This is a genomic window from Myxococcus sp. AM011 (assembly GCF_013372595.1).
In the GTDB taxonomy this organism is placed as follows: Bacteria; Myxococcota; Myxococcia; order Myxococcales; family Myxococcaceae; genus Myxococcus; species Myxococcus eversor.
In genome coordinates this window covers 1-16,563 of sequence record NZ_JABXEM010000124.1, presented here as the reverse complement: position 1 = coordinate 16,563, position 16,563 = coordinate 1, and the positions used below count along the sequence as shown (strand labels likewise).

10 protein-coding genes are annotated in these 16,563 nt (G+C 69.6%); 6 read left to right on the top strand and 4 right to left on the bottom strand.

Features of this window, described 5'->3' with window-relative positions; translation table 11 throughout:
* Window positions 1–94: 94 nt before the first annotated feature.
* Together HUW62_RS24775 and rnk are read left to right on the top strand one after the other, a co-directional pair.
* Window positions 95–2,899, top strand: a complete 2,805-nt coding sequence (locus HUW62_RS24775; protein ID WP_176435805.1) for an ELWxxDGT repeat protein — start codon at window positions 95–97, stop codon at window positions 2,897–2,899.
* A 103-nt stretch (window positions 2,900–3,002) separates the two neighbouring features.
* Window positions 3,003–3,419, top strand: a complete 417-nt coding sequence (rnk, locus tag HUW62_RS24770) for a nucleoside diphosphate kinase regulator (RefSeq protein ID WP_163867142.1) — start codon at window positions 3,003–3,005, stop codon at window positions 3,417–3,419.
* A 57-nt stretch (window positions 3,420–3,476) separates the two neighbouring features.
* On the opposite strand, the gene HUW62_RS24765 is transcribed toward rnk, so the two are convergent.
* Complete coding sequence (locus HUW62_RS24765) at window positions 3,477–4,241, bottom strand: ParA family protein (RefSeq protein WP_176435804.1); 765 nt, start codon at window positions 4,239–4,241, stop codon at window positions 3,477–3,479.
* A gap of 300 nt (window positions 4,242–4,541) precedes the next feature.
* Between HUW62_RS24765 and HUW62_RS24760 the strand changes: the two genes are divergently transcribed.
* From HUW62_RS24760 to HUW62_RS24750, 3 genes are all read left to right on the top strand, one after another.
* Window positions 4,542–5,375 carry an MBL fold metallo-hydrolase gene (locus HUW62_RS24760; RefSeq protein ID WP_163867141.1) on the top strand — a complete coding sequence of 278 codons (834 nt, stop codon included), beginning with the start codon at window positions 4,542–4,544 and terminating at the stop codon, window positions 5,373–5,375.
* A 15-nt stretch (window positions 5,376–5,390) separates the two neighbouring features.
* On the top strand, window positions 5,391–6,989 hold the full coding sequence (locus HUW62_RS24755) for a sigma 54-interacting transcriptional regulator (protein ID WP_163867140.1): 1,599 nt from the start codon (window positions 5,391–5,393) through the stop codon (window positions 6,987–6,989).
* Between the two features lie 138 nt (window positions 6,990–7,127).
* Window positions 7,128–9,461: a hypothetical protein gene (locus tag HUW62_RS24750; protein ID WP_176435803.1), complete on the top strand. Its 2,334-nt coding sequence runs from the start codon at window positions 7,128–7,130 to the stop codon at window positions 9,459–9,461.
* Between the two features lie 9 nt (window positions 9,462–9,470).
* Here the strand turns inward: HUW62_RS24750 and HUW62_RS24745 are convergent, their stop codons facing one another.
* The 3 genes from HUW62_RS24745 to HUW62_RS24735 all read right to left on the bottom strand — a co-directional run bounded on the left by HUW62_RS24745 (window position 9,471) and on the right by HUW62_RS24735 (window position 14,706).
* Window positions 9,471–10,385, bottom strand: coding sequence for a hypothetical protein (locus HUW62_RS24745; protein ID WP_176435802.1), 915 nt, complete (start codon window positions 10,383–10,385; stop codon window positions 9,471–9,473).
* A gap of 227 nt (window positions 10,386–10,612) precedes the next feature.
* Complete coding sequence (locus HUW62_RS24740) at window positions 10,613–13,048, bottom strand: serine/threonine-protein kinase (protein WP_176435801.1); 2,436 nt, start codon at window positions 13,046–13,048, stop codon at window positions 10,613–10,615.
* Window positions 13,045–14,706 carry an adenylate/guanylate cyclase domain-containing protein gene (locus HUW62_RS24735; protein WP_176435800.1) on the bottom strand — a complete coding sequence of 554 codons (1,662 nt, stop codon included), beginning with the start codon at window positions 14,704–14,706 and terminating at the stop codon, window positions 13,045–13,047. Before HUW62_RS24735 ends, HUW62_RS24740 begins: the two co-directional genes overlap by 4 nt.
* A 207-nt stretch (window positions 14,707–14,913) precedes the next feature.
* On the opposite strand from HUW62_RS24735, the gene truD reads away from it, so the two are divergent.
* Window positions 14,914–16,563 (top strand): tRNA pseudouridine(13) synthase TruD (truD, locus tag HUW62_RS24730; RefSeq protein WP_176435799.1); only part of this gene is annotated, 1,650 nt, incomplete at its 3' end.

Sequence of the window (16,563 nt, the reverse complement as noted above, 5' to 3'; positions counted from 1 at the left end):
TCTACCCTCGGAGGGAGGCTTCTCACGAGGCCGGAGCGAGCCACCTTTGGCGCCCACTCGCGCGAGCAATGTCGCGCGAAGAACGGTGTCTATCATGGCGTTGCCGCTCCTGCCTTTGTCATTATTCCTCACGCTGCTGGTCTCCGCCCTCTGTTGTGGAGGTGGAGACGCGGACACCTTGTCGACGGGAAGGCTGGGTGCCACCCCCGACGTGATGGACTCGCCGTACCCCGTGGACGACATCGCGGGAGGCCGCCTCAGCTCCGGTCCGCGCGAGCTGACCGACGTCAACGGGCTCCTCTTCTTCGTCGCCACGGACCGCTCGCGAGGCGCAGAGCTCTTCAAGAGCGACGGCTCGGACCGGGGCACCCTGCTCGTCAAGGACCTCCGCCCAGGTCCCCTCGGCTCGGAGCCTCGCGAACTCACCGCCGTCGGGAACACGCTCTACTTCGTCGCCCATGACGGCGTGCACGGAGAGGAGCTGTGGCGCAGCGACGGCAAGGCCTCGAACACCCGCATGGTCGTGGACCTGCGGCCCGGCTCCCTGGGCTCAAATCCAGAGAGCCTCATCCAGCTCGGCGAGCACCTCTTCTTCCTCGCCCATGATGGCCAATCCGGTATCGAGCTGTGGCGCACGGATGGCACCGAGGCGGGCACCGCGCTGGTGAGGGACATCGCGGAAGGTCCCTCTGGCGCCTACCCCTCTCCGCTCGTCGCGGCGCAAGGCCGGCTCTACTTCTTCGTCGACCGCGTCCTCTGGAGCAGCGACGGCACCACTGGTGGCACCGTCGCCGTGAAGGGCATCGACGCCCCGCCTGGCGTCATCGTGCGCCCCAGGGCGCTTACCGAGGTGAACGGACGCCTCTTCTTCTTCGTGAGCTACGAGCAGGACGAGGACGTTCCCGGCGGCCCCTCGACACTCGCGCTCTGGACGAGCGACGGCGGAATGAACGGCACGGTGCGACTCAGGGACATCCCGTTCCCCTCCTACGATGGGCCCTTGCGCGCTCGCGCCGCTGGCAACCTCTTCTTCTTCGTCACCAGCTTCCCCGACCACGGAGATGAGCTGTGGCGCAGCGATGGCTCCGTGCTCGGCACCTTCCCCGTGCGCGACATCGCGCAGGGCCCCGCCAGCTCCAACCCCCGTGAGCTCACCACGATGGAGGGGCGCCTCTACTTCTCCGCCTGGACTCCCGAGCACGGCGACGAGCTGTGGCGCACGGACGGCACGCCCGAAGGTACCGTGCTCGTCAAGGACATCGTCCCCGGCTCACGGGGCTCCGCCCTCGCATTCCTGCGCGAAGCCAAGGGCCGGCTCTACTTCTCCGCGCACGAGCCCGGGAAGGGACACGAGCCCTGGAGCAGCAATGGCTCCGGACGCGGCACCTCCCGACTGGAGGACCTGGCCCCAGGTGCATTCTCGTCCGCCGCGCGCGACTTCACCGTCAGCGGTCGGCGCGTGTTCTTCACCGCGAACGAGCGAGGCACCGGCGCGGAGCTGTGGGCGCGAGACGTGGGCTACGACTTCCGCGTCGCCACCCGGCGCCTGCTGTGGACGGGCGATGACGAGGACACGCTGCAGTCCATCCCCTCTGCCCGGCTCATCCAGGACCTCTTCCCGGGGCCGGGCGGCGCCAACACCCGCGCGTGGACGACCCGAGGCGACACGCTCTACTTCGACGCCGACGACGGCAGCATCGGCCAGGAGCCGTGGCGCACCAACGGGACGCCCGAGGGCACCGTGCTCATCAAGGACCTGCGACCCGGCCCCCTGGGCTCCGAGCCCTCCGACTTCTTCGTCGTCGGCCCGCGGGTCCTCTTCTTCGCGGACGATGGCATCCGCGGCCGCGAGCTGTGGCGCACCGACGGCACCGCCGAAGGCACCGTGTTGGTGAAGGACCTGCGACCCGGCTCCGGCAGCAGCCAGGGCGAAGGGACGCCCGTCGTGCTGGATGGCTTCGCGTACTTCAATGCCCGCGACGCGAGCCACGGCGAGGAGCTGTGGCGCACCGACGGCACCACGGCGGGCACCACGCTCGTCAAGGACCTGGCCCCCGGCGCGGAGGACAGCTCGCCGCGGGCGCTCACGGTGGTGGGCTCGCGCATCTTCTTCCTCGCGAACTTCCCTGGCCTCGGCTGGGAGCTGGGCGTCAGCGACGGCACCGAGGCCGGGACACACGTGCTGAAGGACATCTTCGTGGGTCCGGTCGGCTCGTTCCCCACGTCGCTCACCGCGCTCGGTTCGTTGCTCGTCTTCACCGCCAACGAGGAGGAGCACGGCGAGGAGCCCTGGGTCAGCGACGGCACCGAGGCGGGCACCCGGCTCCTTCGGGATATCTGGCCGGGCCCGAGCAGCTCCTTCGCGGACACCTTCACGGTGGCGGGAGACCGCGTCTTCTTCGCGGCGGCGGACCCCGACGCGGGCCGCGAGCCCTGGGTCAGCGACGGCACCGGGAGCGGCACCGCGCTCGCCTTCGACGTGCAGCCAGGTCCGGAGGGTTCCTATCCCCTCTGGTTCGGAGCGCTCGGTTCGAGCGTGCTCTTCAGCGCCGATGACGGCACCCATGGCATCGAGCTGTGGCGTGCTGGCGGCGCTCCGGGCAGCGCCTTCCTCGTGAAGGACATCCATCCGGGCCCCGCGCACTCGGAGCCTCGCTGGATGACGGGCGTGGGCACGACAGCGCTCTTCCACGCGGACGACGGCATCAACGGCGCGGAGCTCTGGGAGACCGACGGCACCAGGCCAGGCACGCGGTTGCGACAGGAGCTGGCGCCGGGACAGCTCGGCTCGTTCCCGTACTTCTTCACGCGCGCGGAGCGGAAGGTCTTCTTCCTCGCGGACGACGGCGCGCAGGGAATCGAGTGGTGGGTGCTGAAGCTCCCGGACGACGGCGGCTGAGCCCCCGAATGGCTCTCCGGGCTCGCCGGGAATAGATGTTTCCGCCAGCCGTTGCCGACGTGTTGACCCTATTCTCGTTCTCTATTTTCACGGAGCCATCGACATGACCAGCGAGCAGTCCCTCATCGTGACTGAGACCGACCTGGAGCGCCTGCGCCAGGTCATCGACCACCATGGAGGGGGCCGCACGGCCGAGCTCGCGGAGATGCTTGATTCGGAGCTGTCCCGGGCCCAGGTGGTGGCCTCGGAGACGGTTCCCCCCAGCGTCGTGACGATGAACAGCACCGTGCTGTTCGAGGACGAGCAGACCGGCGAGCAGCGTCAGGTGACGCTCGTCTACCCGAGGGACGCGAAGAGCGACGAGGGCCGCATCTCCGTGCTGGCCCCCATCGGCAGCGCCCTCATCGGCCTGTCCGTGGGGCAGTCCATCGCCTGGCCGCTGCCGAGCGGGCGCACCAAGCGACTGCGCATCGTCGCCGTGCCCTACCAGCCCGAGGCCGCGGGCCACTACCACCTCTGAGTTGATTCGAGCGAAGGCGCCCGTCCCGTGCTCCCGGGGCGGGTGCCCACGCCAGGGTCAGCGCAGGCCCACGCGCTTCGCCAGCTCCTGTGCCAGGGCCCGCAGCTCCTCGACACCGGGCGCCGCGGGGCTCGTGTCGAAGACCACCTCGTAGCCCAGCCCCGCTTGATTGATGGACTCCGAGCGCGGAATCCGCGCGCGCAGCACCGGCACCGTCGAGTCCTTCAGTGCCTCCTCCATCGCCTCGTTGGTCGCCGTGGTGCGCCGGTCCCACAGGTTCACCACCGCCACCAGTTCGCCGCCCTGCTGCTCGCGAACGTCGCGCCACGCGGCCTCGATTTCCCCCAGACCCTGGAGCGCGAAGGCCCCCGTGGGCACCGGCGCCACGACGAGGTCGGAGAAGCCCAGCACCGCCTCCGTGTACGCGCCGAGGCTCGGCGGCGTGTCCGCGATGATGACGTCCGGCGTCCAGCTCAGCGTCTTCAGCGCGCGAGGAATCGCCTGGAGCCTGTGTCCCCACTGGAACAGCTCGCGCTCCATCGCCGCCATGCGCGGCGCGGCCGGAGCGATGAAGAGCGTGGGCCGCTTCGGTGACGCCACCACCACCTGGTCCAACCGGTACTTGGGCCGCGCGCCCAGGGCCTCCGCGACACACGGCCCCTCGCGACTCTCCAGCCCCAGCACGAGCGACGCGTGTGCCTGCGGATCCAGGTCCAGCAGCAGCACGCGCTTGCCCATGTCCGCCATCGCGGAGGCCACGTGCGCGCAGAGCGTCGTCTTCCCCACGCCGCCCTTGATGGTGCAGAACGCAATCAACGCCATGGCTCCGTCCTATACCGGATCTCCCACGCGGGCGACCGGCCCCGGAGCCCTCGGAGGACCCCGCCACCGCGGCAGGAGGGCCTCGATCCACCCCATTCGTTAATCGGAACTCCCGATAATTCCGGACGCTCCGGAATGGTACGGCCGCACCATCCAGGGGCGCTCCAGAATGGTGCAGTGCCCCGCAATGTCAGACCTCCCGTCAATAATTCCAGCCACTTGGACATGGCATCCCACGTGCTCAAGCACGGGGGCATCAGGGCGTCCTCACGGAGGCCCTCCAAATTTCAGGAGGTCGTCATGGATATCCGGTTCTACGGCGTTCGAGGGAGCATCGCGGTCTCGGGTTCACGCATCGGCGGCAACACGGCGTGCGTCGAGGTGACGAGCCAGGGTCACCGGTTGATCCTCGACGCGGGCACGGGCATCCGGGCGCTGGGTGAGGTGATGATGCGCGAGGGCCCGCCGCACAAGGTCGCGATGTTCTTCTCGCACCTGCATTGGGACCACGTGCAGGGCTTCCCCTTCTTCACGCCCGCGTACCTGCCCACCACGGAGCTGACGATGTACGGCCCCGGCGCGAATGGCGCGCAGGCGCTCCAGTCGGAGCTCGCGGCGCAGATGCAGCCGCCGCACTTCCCGGTGCCGCTGAGCATCATGCGCTCGCGGATGGACTTCCTGTCCGCGATTCACGGCAAGACGGTGGAGGTCGGGCCCTTCAAGGTGACGCCCATCGACGTGCCGCACCCCCAGGGGTGCCTGGCGTACCGGGTGGAGGCGGATGGGCATTCGTTCATCTACGCCACGGACGTGGAGCTGTGCCGCAAGGACCTGACGCCGGAAGTCGCGCGCTGGTTCGAGGGCGCGGACGTGCTGTGCCTCGACGCGCAGTACACGCCCGAGGAGTACGACGGCCGCAAGGGAATCCCCAAGAAGGGCTGGGGCCACTCGACGATGATGGACGCGGCGGACGTGGCGAAGACGGTGGGCGCGCGGCGGCTGTGCCTGTTCCACCATGACCCGGCGCACACGGACGAGACGCTGGAGGACATGGCCGAGCAGGCGCGCACCCTCTTCCCCGTGTGCGAGCCGGCGCGCGAGGGCCAGCGACTGGTGTTGGGCCGAGCGGCCTGAGAGGTGGGCCGGACGATGGCACTCGAATGCTATGGTGACGCGTCGGCCTTCATCCTCCCGCCCCTGCCCACCATGCCCCCTGCCGCGGACATCACCCAGGTCCTCCTCCCCTTCGGGGCGCTCGTCGGGAGGGAGGTGGACCTGGATGCGTTCCTCCAGACGTTGATGGACCGCATCGCCGCCACCATGCAGGCGGACCGGGGGACGCTGTGGCTGTTGGACCCGGCGCGCCGGGAGCTGTTCAGCCGCGCCGCGCACCTGCCAGAGGTGTCGCAGATTCGCGTGAAGCTGGGCCAAGGCGTGGCGGGCACCGTGGCCCAGGAAGGCCACCCCATCAACGTCCCGGACCCGCGCGGAGAGCAGCGCTTCTTCGCGGACATCGACCGGATGACGGGCTACCGCACCACGAGCCTGCTCGCGGTGCCCCTGCGCGACGCGGACGGCGCGCTGTACGGCGTGCTCCAGGTGCTCAACCGCCGCGGAGGAGATCGCTTCACCCCGGAGGACACGGAGCGGCTCGACGCGATTGCCTCGCAGGTGAGCACCGCCCTGCAGAGCACCAGCCTGTACCAGGAGCTGCAGCGCGCGAAGGACCAGCCCCAGGCGCCCGTCGGCTACTTCTTCAACCGCATCATCGGCGAGTCCCCGCAGCTCCAGGCCATCTACCGGCTGGTGCGCAAGGCCGCGCCCACCGACGCCACGGTGCTGCTGCGCGGAGAGAGCGGCAGCGGCAAGGAGCTCTTCGCCCGCGCGGTGCATGTCAACGGGCCCCGCCGCGACAAGCCCTTCATCAAGGTGGACTGCGCCGCGCTGCCCGCCACGCTCATCGAGAACGAGCTGTTCGGCCACGAGCGCGGCGCCTACACCGGCGCGGACCACCGCATGCCCGGCAAGTTCGAGGCGGCGGACAACGGCACCGTCTTCATCGACGAGATTGGCGAGTTGCCCCTGCCCGTGCAGGGCAAGCTCCTGCGCGTCATCCAGGACCGCGAGTTCGAGCGCGTGGGCGGCACCCAGGCCATCAAGGTGGACGTGCGCATCGTCGCGGCCACGCATCGAGATTTGGCGCGCATGGTGGCGGAGGGCCGCTTCCGCGAGGACCTCTACTACCGCATCAAGGTCGTCGAGGTCGTCCTGCCCCCGCTGCGCGAGCGCGGCGCGGAGGACATCGAGCGCCTGGCCCGTCACTTCGTCGCCACCGTCGCGCGTCGTCACCGGCTGCCCGCGCCCCGACTCAGTCCGCTCGCGCTGGAGCGCCTCAAGCGCTACCGCTGGCCCGGCAACGTGCGCGAGTTGGAGAACTGCATCGAGAGCGCGGTGGTGCTGTGCGAGGGCGAAATCCTCGAGGAGCACCTGCCCCTGCCGGACATGGACCGACTGCCTCCCACGGGCGCGGCGCCCCAGTCGATGGCGGACCCCGCTCGCACCATGGCCAGCCCGTCCTCCTCCGCCGAAGCCTCCCTCCTGCCACTGTCGGAGGTGGAGCGCCTCCACATCCTCCGCGTCCTGGACTCGGTGAAGGGCAACCGCACCGCCGCGGCGAAGGTGCTGGAGATTGGCCGCAATACGCTCGCCCGGAAGCTCAAGGAATACGGCCTCGGCGACGAGGTGTGACCTCCCGCGCCGCGCGCTCACACCCGCTCGCCCAGGCGGCCAGCCGGGGACTCCACCTCGAAGCCGACAACACGTGCCTCCCGGGATAACCTGGAGCATGCTGGGTCGGCACTTCCATGCAGGCCGAGGGGGATTCACATGAAGGTGATTGAGACGCTGGCGAATCTGCCGGCGGAGCTGGCCGAGAAGATTCCGGACGTGAAGCTCCAGGACCAGGACATCCGGGTGACGCTGGCGCAAGAGGGCCTCACGCGTGAGGGCATCCTCCCGCCCAAGCTGAACCTGGGCGACTTCGCGCTCTCCTTCGAGGCCAGCGCCGAGGCCACCGTCCGCAACTTCAACTCCCCCGGCGACGTGGACGAGAACGGTATCGTCGGTGAGGCCGCCGCAGCGAATGCCCCGCCATCGGACTCGGCTCGGCCCCAGCTCATCCTGGGCGGCGACAAGGGGTGGATGCGCTACCAGGCCACGGGCCTCGTCAAGGCGGGGGCCTCCGGCCGCTACTCCTTCGTCTCCGCCAACGGGAAGACGGAGCTGTCCGCCTCGCTGAGCGATTACCGCGCGCATCCGCTCGCTCGCAACATGCGCGAGGCCGCCAAGGAGGACCTCGCGTCGCCGCGCCTGCTGGTGAACTCGACGGACCTGACGAAGCTGGGGACGGGTGACGCGCTGTCATGGCGCGTGCGCGGCATGCTGGAGACGGGGTTGGACCTGGGCTGGGCGGACCTCTTCACCACCAACCTGGGGGACCTGTCCTTCGTCCGCAGCAGCGAGCTCATCGAGCTGAAGACGTCCATCGTCGCGCTGGTGCGCGCGCGCGTCTCGCTCACCGACGACTACCAACTGAGCTTCTCTCGTCCGAGCCCCGGGCGCCTCCAACTCGCGGTGCGGAAGGCGAAGTCCCACGAGGCCTCGCAGGGCGCGGGCCTGGGCATCCAGGTCGCCTTCGCAGACCCCGAGGCCGTGCAGGCCCGGCTCAAGGAAGTGCTCTCCGCGCTCGCCGGACAGGCCGAGGCGAAGGTCGAGGAGCTCATCGACAAGGCCATCCAGAAGGTGCTGACTCCGGACCAGCTCGCACTGCTGCGCTCGGTGCTGGAGCGGCTGGGGTTGGACCCGGAGCTCGTCAACCTGGACCACCTGAAGCAGGAGTGGGAGGAGCTGAAGCAGAAGGTGGAGGCCGCGCTGGAGAAGGTGGTGAAGGCGCGCATCGGCGCCGCCTTCCAGTACGAATACCTGCGCATCTCCGAGTCCTCCACGCTGCTGGAGGTCGAACTGGACGAGGCCACCGCGCTGAACTTCCACGGCCAGTTGGTGCTCGGCAACCTGGTGGATTTGATGTCGTGGCTGCGCGCGCCGGAGAACGCGGGCAGGTTCACCCTGAAGAACTACCTCAACACCGCGTCCTTCACGCTCCAGCAGACCGTCGGCTTCTCGCTGAGCCTGGGCACCTTCGAGGTGTTCAAGGCACGCGGCTCGCTCAAGCAGACCTGGGTGTCGCAGGAGAACACGCAGGGCGCGCGGCGGCAGGCGTTCCTCGGACAGCGCGCCTACGAGGACGCGCTGATGGGCCACCGCAACCGATGGGCGGTGGACTTCCGGGCGGACATGGAGTCCTTCGCACCGGCCCCGGCCGCGTCGGACTTCCGCTACGGCCTGCACATGCTGCTGTGGGGGCAGAAGAAGAAGCTGACGAAGCAGGAGCTTCAAGCCGCGGTGGACGACGCCGTCGTCTGGGGCGTGCTGGATGCCAATGACGCGGCCAGCGTCACGGCGAAGCTCGACGCGCACCTGGGCAAGACGGACGTCCAGACGCAGGTCGAACTCAAGATCTCCGACGAGATGCTGCGCGAGCTGGTGCCCCGGCTCCAGACGTTCGACCTCAAGCTCTTCTCACGGGCGCTCGCTCGCGCCATGCCGTGGAGCGAGCAGACGGCGCGCGTGACACCGGAGTTCCGCAAGCTCGTCTACGCGCCCATCTGGGAGTCGTACCTCACCGAGGTGATGAACAAGGGCAGCTTCCTCTCCGGAGACCTGTCCCCCACCCGCGCCGCGCAGATCGCCGCGTGGTTCATCGAGAAGGACTCCACGGTGAAGCAGCTCGCCTCGGGCCTGCTGCTGCGCGAGAAGACGTGGCAGCCGCCCGGCGGCAACTTCAGCTTCGCCGAAGTCACGGACAAGAACCGCAACACGCTGGCCAAGTGCCGCCGCTTCGTGGACGGCCTGGTGCGTCTGCGCCGTTCCATCGAGGAGCGCCGCAGCGGCGAGGAGCTGCGCACCGTGCACGGTGACTTGGAAGGCCTCTGGAACACGGGCTTCCACCTGCGCACGGCCGGCGCGGTGCTGGCGGAGCTGGCGAAGGGCACGGCTCGGGGCCTGGGCGGAATCGAGCGGACCTTCACCGTGCGGCTCGCGGACAGCCAGGAGCAGCTCGTGCTCTCCACGGCATGGGGCCCGTCCACGCCCACGCCGTAGCGCGCTCGATCACATCGAACGCGACAGCATCAACGCGGCGGCCATGGACATCGCTCCGGCCGCCGCGAAGTGCTTCCACGCCAGGCGCGCCAGCGTGCCTCGTGTGACGTCCGCATCCGTACCCAGCACCACCATCGACGCGCCACCGTGCCGGCCGCGCAGCTCGTAGGTGCCTTCACTCGCGCCGCGCCGCAGCTCGCCCACCACGAAGCAGGTGTCGCCCGCGCTGCCCACCCGCTCCCAGGAGAGCGTCCGGGGTTCGTCAACCAGCTCCCCCGCGCCCGACAGCTCGCTCCCCTCTGGACCCACGGGGACCTCCTCGAGCCAGGAGGGCGGCGACATCAACGACACCGTCCGGCAGCGACGAGGCCGCACCGGCGCCATCAACGACGCGGGAGAAAACTTCACGCGAGCCCTGACGCGCGCGCCTCGCAACATCAGCGTGGGCGAGTAGGCCCGCTCTCGCGACAGCAGCGCGCCCTTCCGGCCGTCCGCCGCCACCTCGCGAAGCTCGGCTTCGAAGAAGGTGCAGGGAACACCGCCCGGGGACGTGAGCACCTCCTCGGCATCGAGCGTGCCCTGGTACACACCCCAACCCGGCGACTCACCGGAGCGCAGCGCGGCCACGGCCTCGTCCAATGACTTGGGCACCGTGCCTCGCAGCAGGTCCGCGCCCGAGCGCACCCGGGTACCCCGCACCGCGAGCAGCGCCGCGACCACCAGCAACGCGAGCCCCAGGGACTTGCCCACGGACTCGGCCGAGACGAGCGCGAGCGCCCCCAGGGCCAGCAGCCCGAACCAGAGCAGCGGAAGTCTCGGGACGTTGGCCCGCGAGCCTCGCCGTCCAAAGGTGAACGCCGCCACCACGAGCGCCGCCAGGAACGCCACATAGATGGGCGCCAACACGACGCGCCAGAATTCCATCCCGTCCCCCGGCAGCTCGAATGGAGCCCCCAGGGCCCCGAACACCGGAAGAAAGTGGGACGCCCGTGAAGCCCGCGCAAGGTCGCCCGGGGCAATGGCCTGTCCCCTCCAGGACAACCTCCCCCAGGGAACAGTGGCCCGACGCGGCCCGCTCCGGGGGAATGCCCGAGAAGTGTCGGAAACAGGAGACTGACGCGAGGGCCCGACGAGCCGGGCCCGGAGGAGGACTACTGCTCCTGGCCCACGGACGCCTGCCGGGGCGGACGTTCCTTCAGCTGACCCCGGACCGCCAGGTCATCGAACGTACAGGCCAGGTTGCGGCACCCGACGGCCACCTTGCCGACGCGGTTCTTCAGGCCCGGCAGCAGCTTCCGGGCGAAGCGCTGCTTGCCGAGGAAGCCCTCCGCGAGCACGACGCCCTCCGCCTTCGGGCTCAACTTCAGCCGCACCAGGTAGGGCCCCGTCGCGGGCAGCGGCATCTCGTCCTCGACGAGCCCATCCGTGTCCTGCGCGCTGTTGCCCACCACCTCGTGGCCATCCTCGGTGAAGTAGCGCCACGCCAGGCGCATCCCCACGCCCGGAATGGCGAAGGCCGACACCTGGAGGTCCTTGATGCGGAAGGACAGCTCCCCGTAGTGCTGGGCATCCAGCTCCTCCGGGTACTCATCCCCCAGCGGCCGGACATCCATCATCACCTGCGCATCGAAGTCGTCGGCCGCGAAGTAGCGGTGCGCCACGTACGCGCGCGGCACCAGCCGCCGCCCCGAGGCATCCTGGCCGCCCTGCCACGCCCGGAGCTCACCGTGCTCAATCACCCACCGACCGCTGTGGAGGTTGAGCTCCTCGGTGCCCTCGCCCTCGAACGAGACTCCGAACCGGGCCTCCCCGCCGGGCTTCGGCGGCACCACTACGTTCGCCGTGGTGAAGGTCTCACCGTACGTGTTCGGCGGAAACGGCCGGGTGGGCGTGCGCGCCTTCGTGCCCTGCCCGGGCCTGTCGCGCTCATCGCCCCGGTGGAGCACCGGGTCCACCGCCCAGCGTGCCGCGAAGCCGAGCACCGCGAGTCCACCGACGATGGACAGCCCGCTGCGCACCCGGCGCCAGCCCAGACGCAGGCGGCGGGTGATCTGGCTCGTCGTCGGGGCGCGTGCCGTCACCAGTTGCCGTGCCGGCTGGAGGCCCGTCATCAGGCCCGGCGCGGACGAGGAGGAGATCATCGTGTCCAGCGCCGCGCACAACTCCCCCGCCTTCTCGTAGCGGGACTCCGGGTCCGTCTCCAGCAGGCGCTCCACCACCAGGTCCACGCGCGGGTCCAACCCCGACACGCGCTGGGACGGCAGCTTGAAGCGCCCCAGGGGCACCTCTCCGGTGAGCAGCTCGTAGAGCACCACGCCGAGCGAGAACAGGTCGGCGCGCCCGTCCACGTTCTTCGCGTCGCGCCGCTGCTCCGGGGCCATGTAGTTCAGCGTGCCCATGGCCACCGCCGTCGCGGTGAGCTGCAACCGGGACTCCGACTGACGGAAGCCCGCCAGCCCGAAGTCCGCCACCTTCACGTTGCCCCGCCCGTCCAGCAGGATGTTCTCCGGCTTGAGGTCGCGGTGGATGATGTCCTTGTCGTGCGCGCACTCGACGGCGCGTGCCACCTGGAGCATCAGCTTCAGGCTCTGCTGCGGCGACAGCGTGCCCGTGGAGATGGCCTCTCGCAGCGAGCGCCCCTCCACGAACTCCATGACGAAGTAGTAGTGCTCGCCCGCGACACCCCGGTCGATGATCTGCACGATGTTCGGGTGGTTGAGGGCGGCCAGCGCGGTGGCCTCCTTCTCGAACCGGGCCACGAACTCCGGGTCCTTCGCCAGCTTCGGCGGCAACAGCTTCACCGCCACCGTGCGACCCAGCGACGTCTGCCGCGCGAGCCACACCTCGCCCATGCCGCCGCGACCGAGCAGCTCCAGCAGCTCGAACCCCGGCAGCGACACCCGCGCCGCCGCCACGAAGGTGTCGACCTCGTGGACGTTCAAGTCCGAGTCCGGATTGCCACGTCCCGTTGGCGTCGATGACCGAACCACCGTTGCACCCACGGGGACCTCCAGGTCTGGTGTGGAGGACGGCAGCGCCACACCGCTCGGCCCGATGTTGGCGTTATTGAGGTTGGCGTTGTTGAAGGAGGGGGCCACGTCCACGCTCGGAAGTGGGACCCCGGGCAGCGCCATGTCACTGGGGGAAGCGCCGGTGCTCGACGGCTGCGCCGCGCCGAAATTCACGCCCAGCACTTCGATTCCGCTCGACCGCGGCCCCCGGGGCTCCGCGGCGCCGCCCACCATCGTCACGCGCCCGTGGACCGAGCCGGGCTCGTCACGCGGGGGCTCACGCTCCTCCAGCAGCGAGGCATCCCGGAGCGCCCCGCCGTTCGCGTAGCTCGTCGTGCTCTTGGGGGCGCGCTCGTCCGCGCCCAGCCCCGGCACCACGGTGTCGCGGGTGTTCTCGGGAGCGCCCTGTGCGCGGTGCGGGGCAAACGTGATGTGGGACGCCGCGCGAGCGCCGTTCGCGTCCTGACGCCGCACCTCGAAGCGGATGCCACAACGGCACGTCACCTTCTGGCCCGTGACATAGACCCGGGTGTCGTGCTGAATCCCGCAGTTGGGGCACTCCTGGGTCGTCGTCATGCGCGGCGCGGGGAAGCAGCGGTCGTGTGTTCCACGCCGTGGACGCGATACGTGGGAACGGCCTTCTCCTTGCCCTTCACCTGCATCGCCGGCAGCTCCTCCACGTCGAAGCCCGGCCCCGACCTGCGGACCGTCGACTCCGACGCGAGCACCTCGCCGCTCTTCGCCATGCCGCACAGCCGAGAAGCCGTGTTCACCGTGTCCCCGATGGCCGTGAACTCATGCCGCTCCGCGCTGCCCATGTAGCCGACAACCGCCTGGCCCGTGTTGATGCCGATGCCCACCTCGATGGGCTTCTTGCCCATCGCGACGCGCTGACGGTTGATCTCCTCCACCGCGTCCTGCATCTCCAGCGCCGCCCGCAGCGCCCGCGCCGCGTCGTCCGGGTGCGAGAGCGGCGGACCCCACACCGCCATCACACAGTCGCCGATGAACTTGTCCAGGTTCCCCTCGTAGCGGAACACCACGTCCGCCATCGCCGAGAAGAAGCTGTTCAGCATCGACACCACTTCCTGCGGCGACTCGTTCTCGGAGATGGTGGTGAAGCCGCGGATGTCCGCGAACAGGCAGCTCACCTCCGCCAGCCGGCTCTGCCTCAAGTCCTCCGTCTCGCCGGAGATCACCGCGTCCGCCACCGCCTTGGACAGGAAGCGGCTCAGCTCCGCGCGCGTCACCGCCTCCGCGCGGATCTGCTCGCCCAGCGACACGTTCTCCAGCGCGATGCTCGCCTGCGAGGCGATGCCGGAGAGGATGTTCAGGTCCTTCTCCGAGAAGGCGTTGATCTGCTGCCGGCTGTCCAGGAAGAGCACCGCCTTGATCTTCGCGTTCACCATCAGCGGCACCGCCATGGCGGAGCGGATGCCCTGCGCGACGATGCTCTCCGCCGCGGAGAAGCGCTCGTCGATGATGGCGTCCGCCGTCAGCACCGCCTTGCCCGTCTCCACCACCCGCTTCAACACGGTGTCGGAGAGCATGACGTTGACGGGCTTGCCGGTGCGGTGGTGCACCGCCGCCGGGATGAACTCCCCGTCCCCGGCGACCTTCAGGATGACGCCGTGGTCCGCGGCGAGCAGTTGGAAGGCCACCTTGAGGATCTGCTCGAAGAGGGCCGTCTGGCTGCCCTGCAGACCCACCTGCCGGTGGAACTCGTGGGCGATGCGCAGCTTCTCGTAGTCGCGGCGCAGCGCCTCCACGTCCGTCATCAGCTCCACCGGACGGAAGTTCTGCGGCACCTGGTCCATCTGCGCCAGGAAGGCGGGCATGGACACCGACTGGGCCACCACCGTCACGCCGGGCGCGGTGGGCGCGGTGTGGTTCACCGCCGGCTCGCCGCTGTGGAAGATGAGCCGGGAGGAGCCGAGGGCTATCTCGTCCCCGTCCTTCAGCTTCAACTCCTTCACCCGCTTGCCGTTGACGAACGTCCCGTTCGAGGACCCGAGGTCCTTCAGGACGAAGTCCTTGCCCAGCCGCTCAATCGTCGCGTGCTCCTTGGAGACCTCCCGGTCCACCAGGCGCAACGTGTTGGACGGATGGCGGCCGAGTGACGTCAGCGGCCCCAGGGGAAACTCCCCCAGAGTGCCGTCCGCGAACCGCCCGGTCAGCCGGGGGCCGCGAAGCTGCCCGGATTTAGGAGCGAATGGGGCGGGAACCTGGCTCACGCGCGAATCCTCACCGGCGCGGACACTACCATTGCCTCTCCCTCCCAGGGAACGTCTGGTGCAGCTGTCCGTCCCGAAGGGCCTTCGAAGGGCTGCACGGCTGGTCAGCGTCCATTTCCTGGGACGGCGCGTCACCCGAGGGGTCCACCCCCCAACCGCCCCTCCGCCCCGCTTCTCTCCCGAGGCCTACACTGGTAAGGGGGGCCCGTGAGAATCAAACAGAAGCCCGAAGACTTCAGCGTCAAGGAATCATACCGCTTCGACGAAGTCGATGGAGGGCGTTTCCGCGTCTACCTGATGGACAAGCAGAAGCTGTCCACGTTCGACGCCGTCACCCGCCTGCGGGATGCATTCGGCCTGAAGCCGGGCGCCATCAGTTATTGCGGCCTGAAGGACAAGCAGGGCCGCACCGAGCAGATCATCGCCGTGGACGGCGCTGACGTGGACATGCAGGAGCCCGACCTGCGCCTGAAGTTCCTGGGCCGGACGAACAAGGCCCTGTCCTCGGCCAACATCACCTCCAACCGCTTCTCCGTCACGGTGCGGGCGCTCGGCCCGGAGTCCGTGGGCCCCCTCAACTCGGCCGCCGCCGAGGTCAACCGCCTGGGCGTCGTCAACTACTTCGACAGCCAGCGCTTCGGCTCGCTCAAGCACGGCCAGGGCTTCATCGCCAAGGACCTCATCCGGGGCGACTTCGAAGCCGCGCTGCACAACTTCCTGGCCAAGCCCTCGGAGCTGGATTTCACCGAGGACGCCAAGGTGAAGGCCTTCTGGCGCGACAACTGGGGCCAGTGGGACGCGCGCGTCCCCTTCGAGGGCTCCCGGAAGTACCACCGCGTGCTGCGCTCCTTGAGGGACCACCCCAAGGACTTCATGAAGGCGTTCCTGCAGATCGACTCGGACTACCGGGCGATGCAGCTGTTCACCTTCCAGAGCTTCCTCTGGAACGAGGGCGTGCGGCGCTACCTCCAGTTGCTCCTGCCGCGCGAGTCGCTGTTCCCCATGCGCTACCAGGCCGGCACGCTCCTGTTCCACCGCGACGCGGACGCGGACACGCTGCGCAAGCTGCGCGACGCCACCTTCCCGCTGCTCGCCCCCGACACCACTTTCACCGACCCCAAGGTGGAGGAGGCCGTCCGCTGGGTGCTGGGCCGCGAGAAGCTGACGCTCGAGGACCTGCGCATCCCCGAGGCCGGGCGCATGCTCTACTTCAAGCACGAGGAGCGCCCCATCCTCTCCTTCCCGCACAAGCTCGTCATCGGCCGCACCCAGCCGGATGAGATCAACCGCGGGGACATCAAGGTCAACGTCGCCTTCACGCTGCCGCCGGGCGCGTACGCCACCCTCGTCGTCAAGCGACTGTTCCACTTCGCCTACACCGAGGAGACCGCCGACGACATTCGCGCCCAGCGCGAGCGCACCGCGCGCATCATCGAGGAGGGTCAGGCCGAGGGCGCGCCGTCCAGCCGCCGCGGTCCTCCCGTTCGCGACTCGGACCGACCTGGCGCCACGCCTTCACGCCGCCCCCAGACTCGCGACGAGGAGCGAGCCCGCTCCCCCAGGACCGAGTTCCCCTCCAGCCGCCGTGCGTCCTCCTCCCGGAGCGAGGCCCCCGCCCGCCGTGGAGCCGGGGCCGCTCGCGAGGAGGAGCCTTCGTCGACCCGCCGCGCCTCCTCCTCCCGGAGCGAGGCTCCCGCCCGTCGTGGGGCCGGGGCTGCCCGCGAGGACGGGCCTTCGTCGACCCGCCGCGCCTCCTCCTCCCGGAGCGAGGCTCCCGCCCGTCGTGGGGCGTCCCGCGAGGACGGGCCCGCTGCCCGCCGCTCCCCCTCCGAATGGGCGGCGGCACCCGCCCGGAGC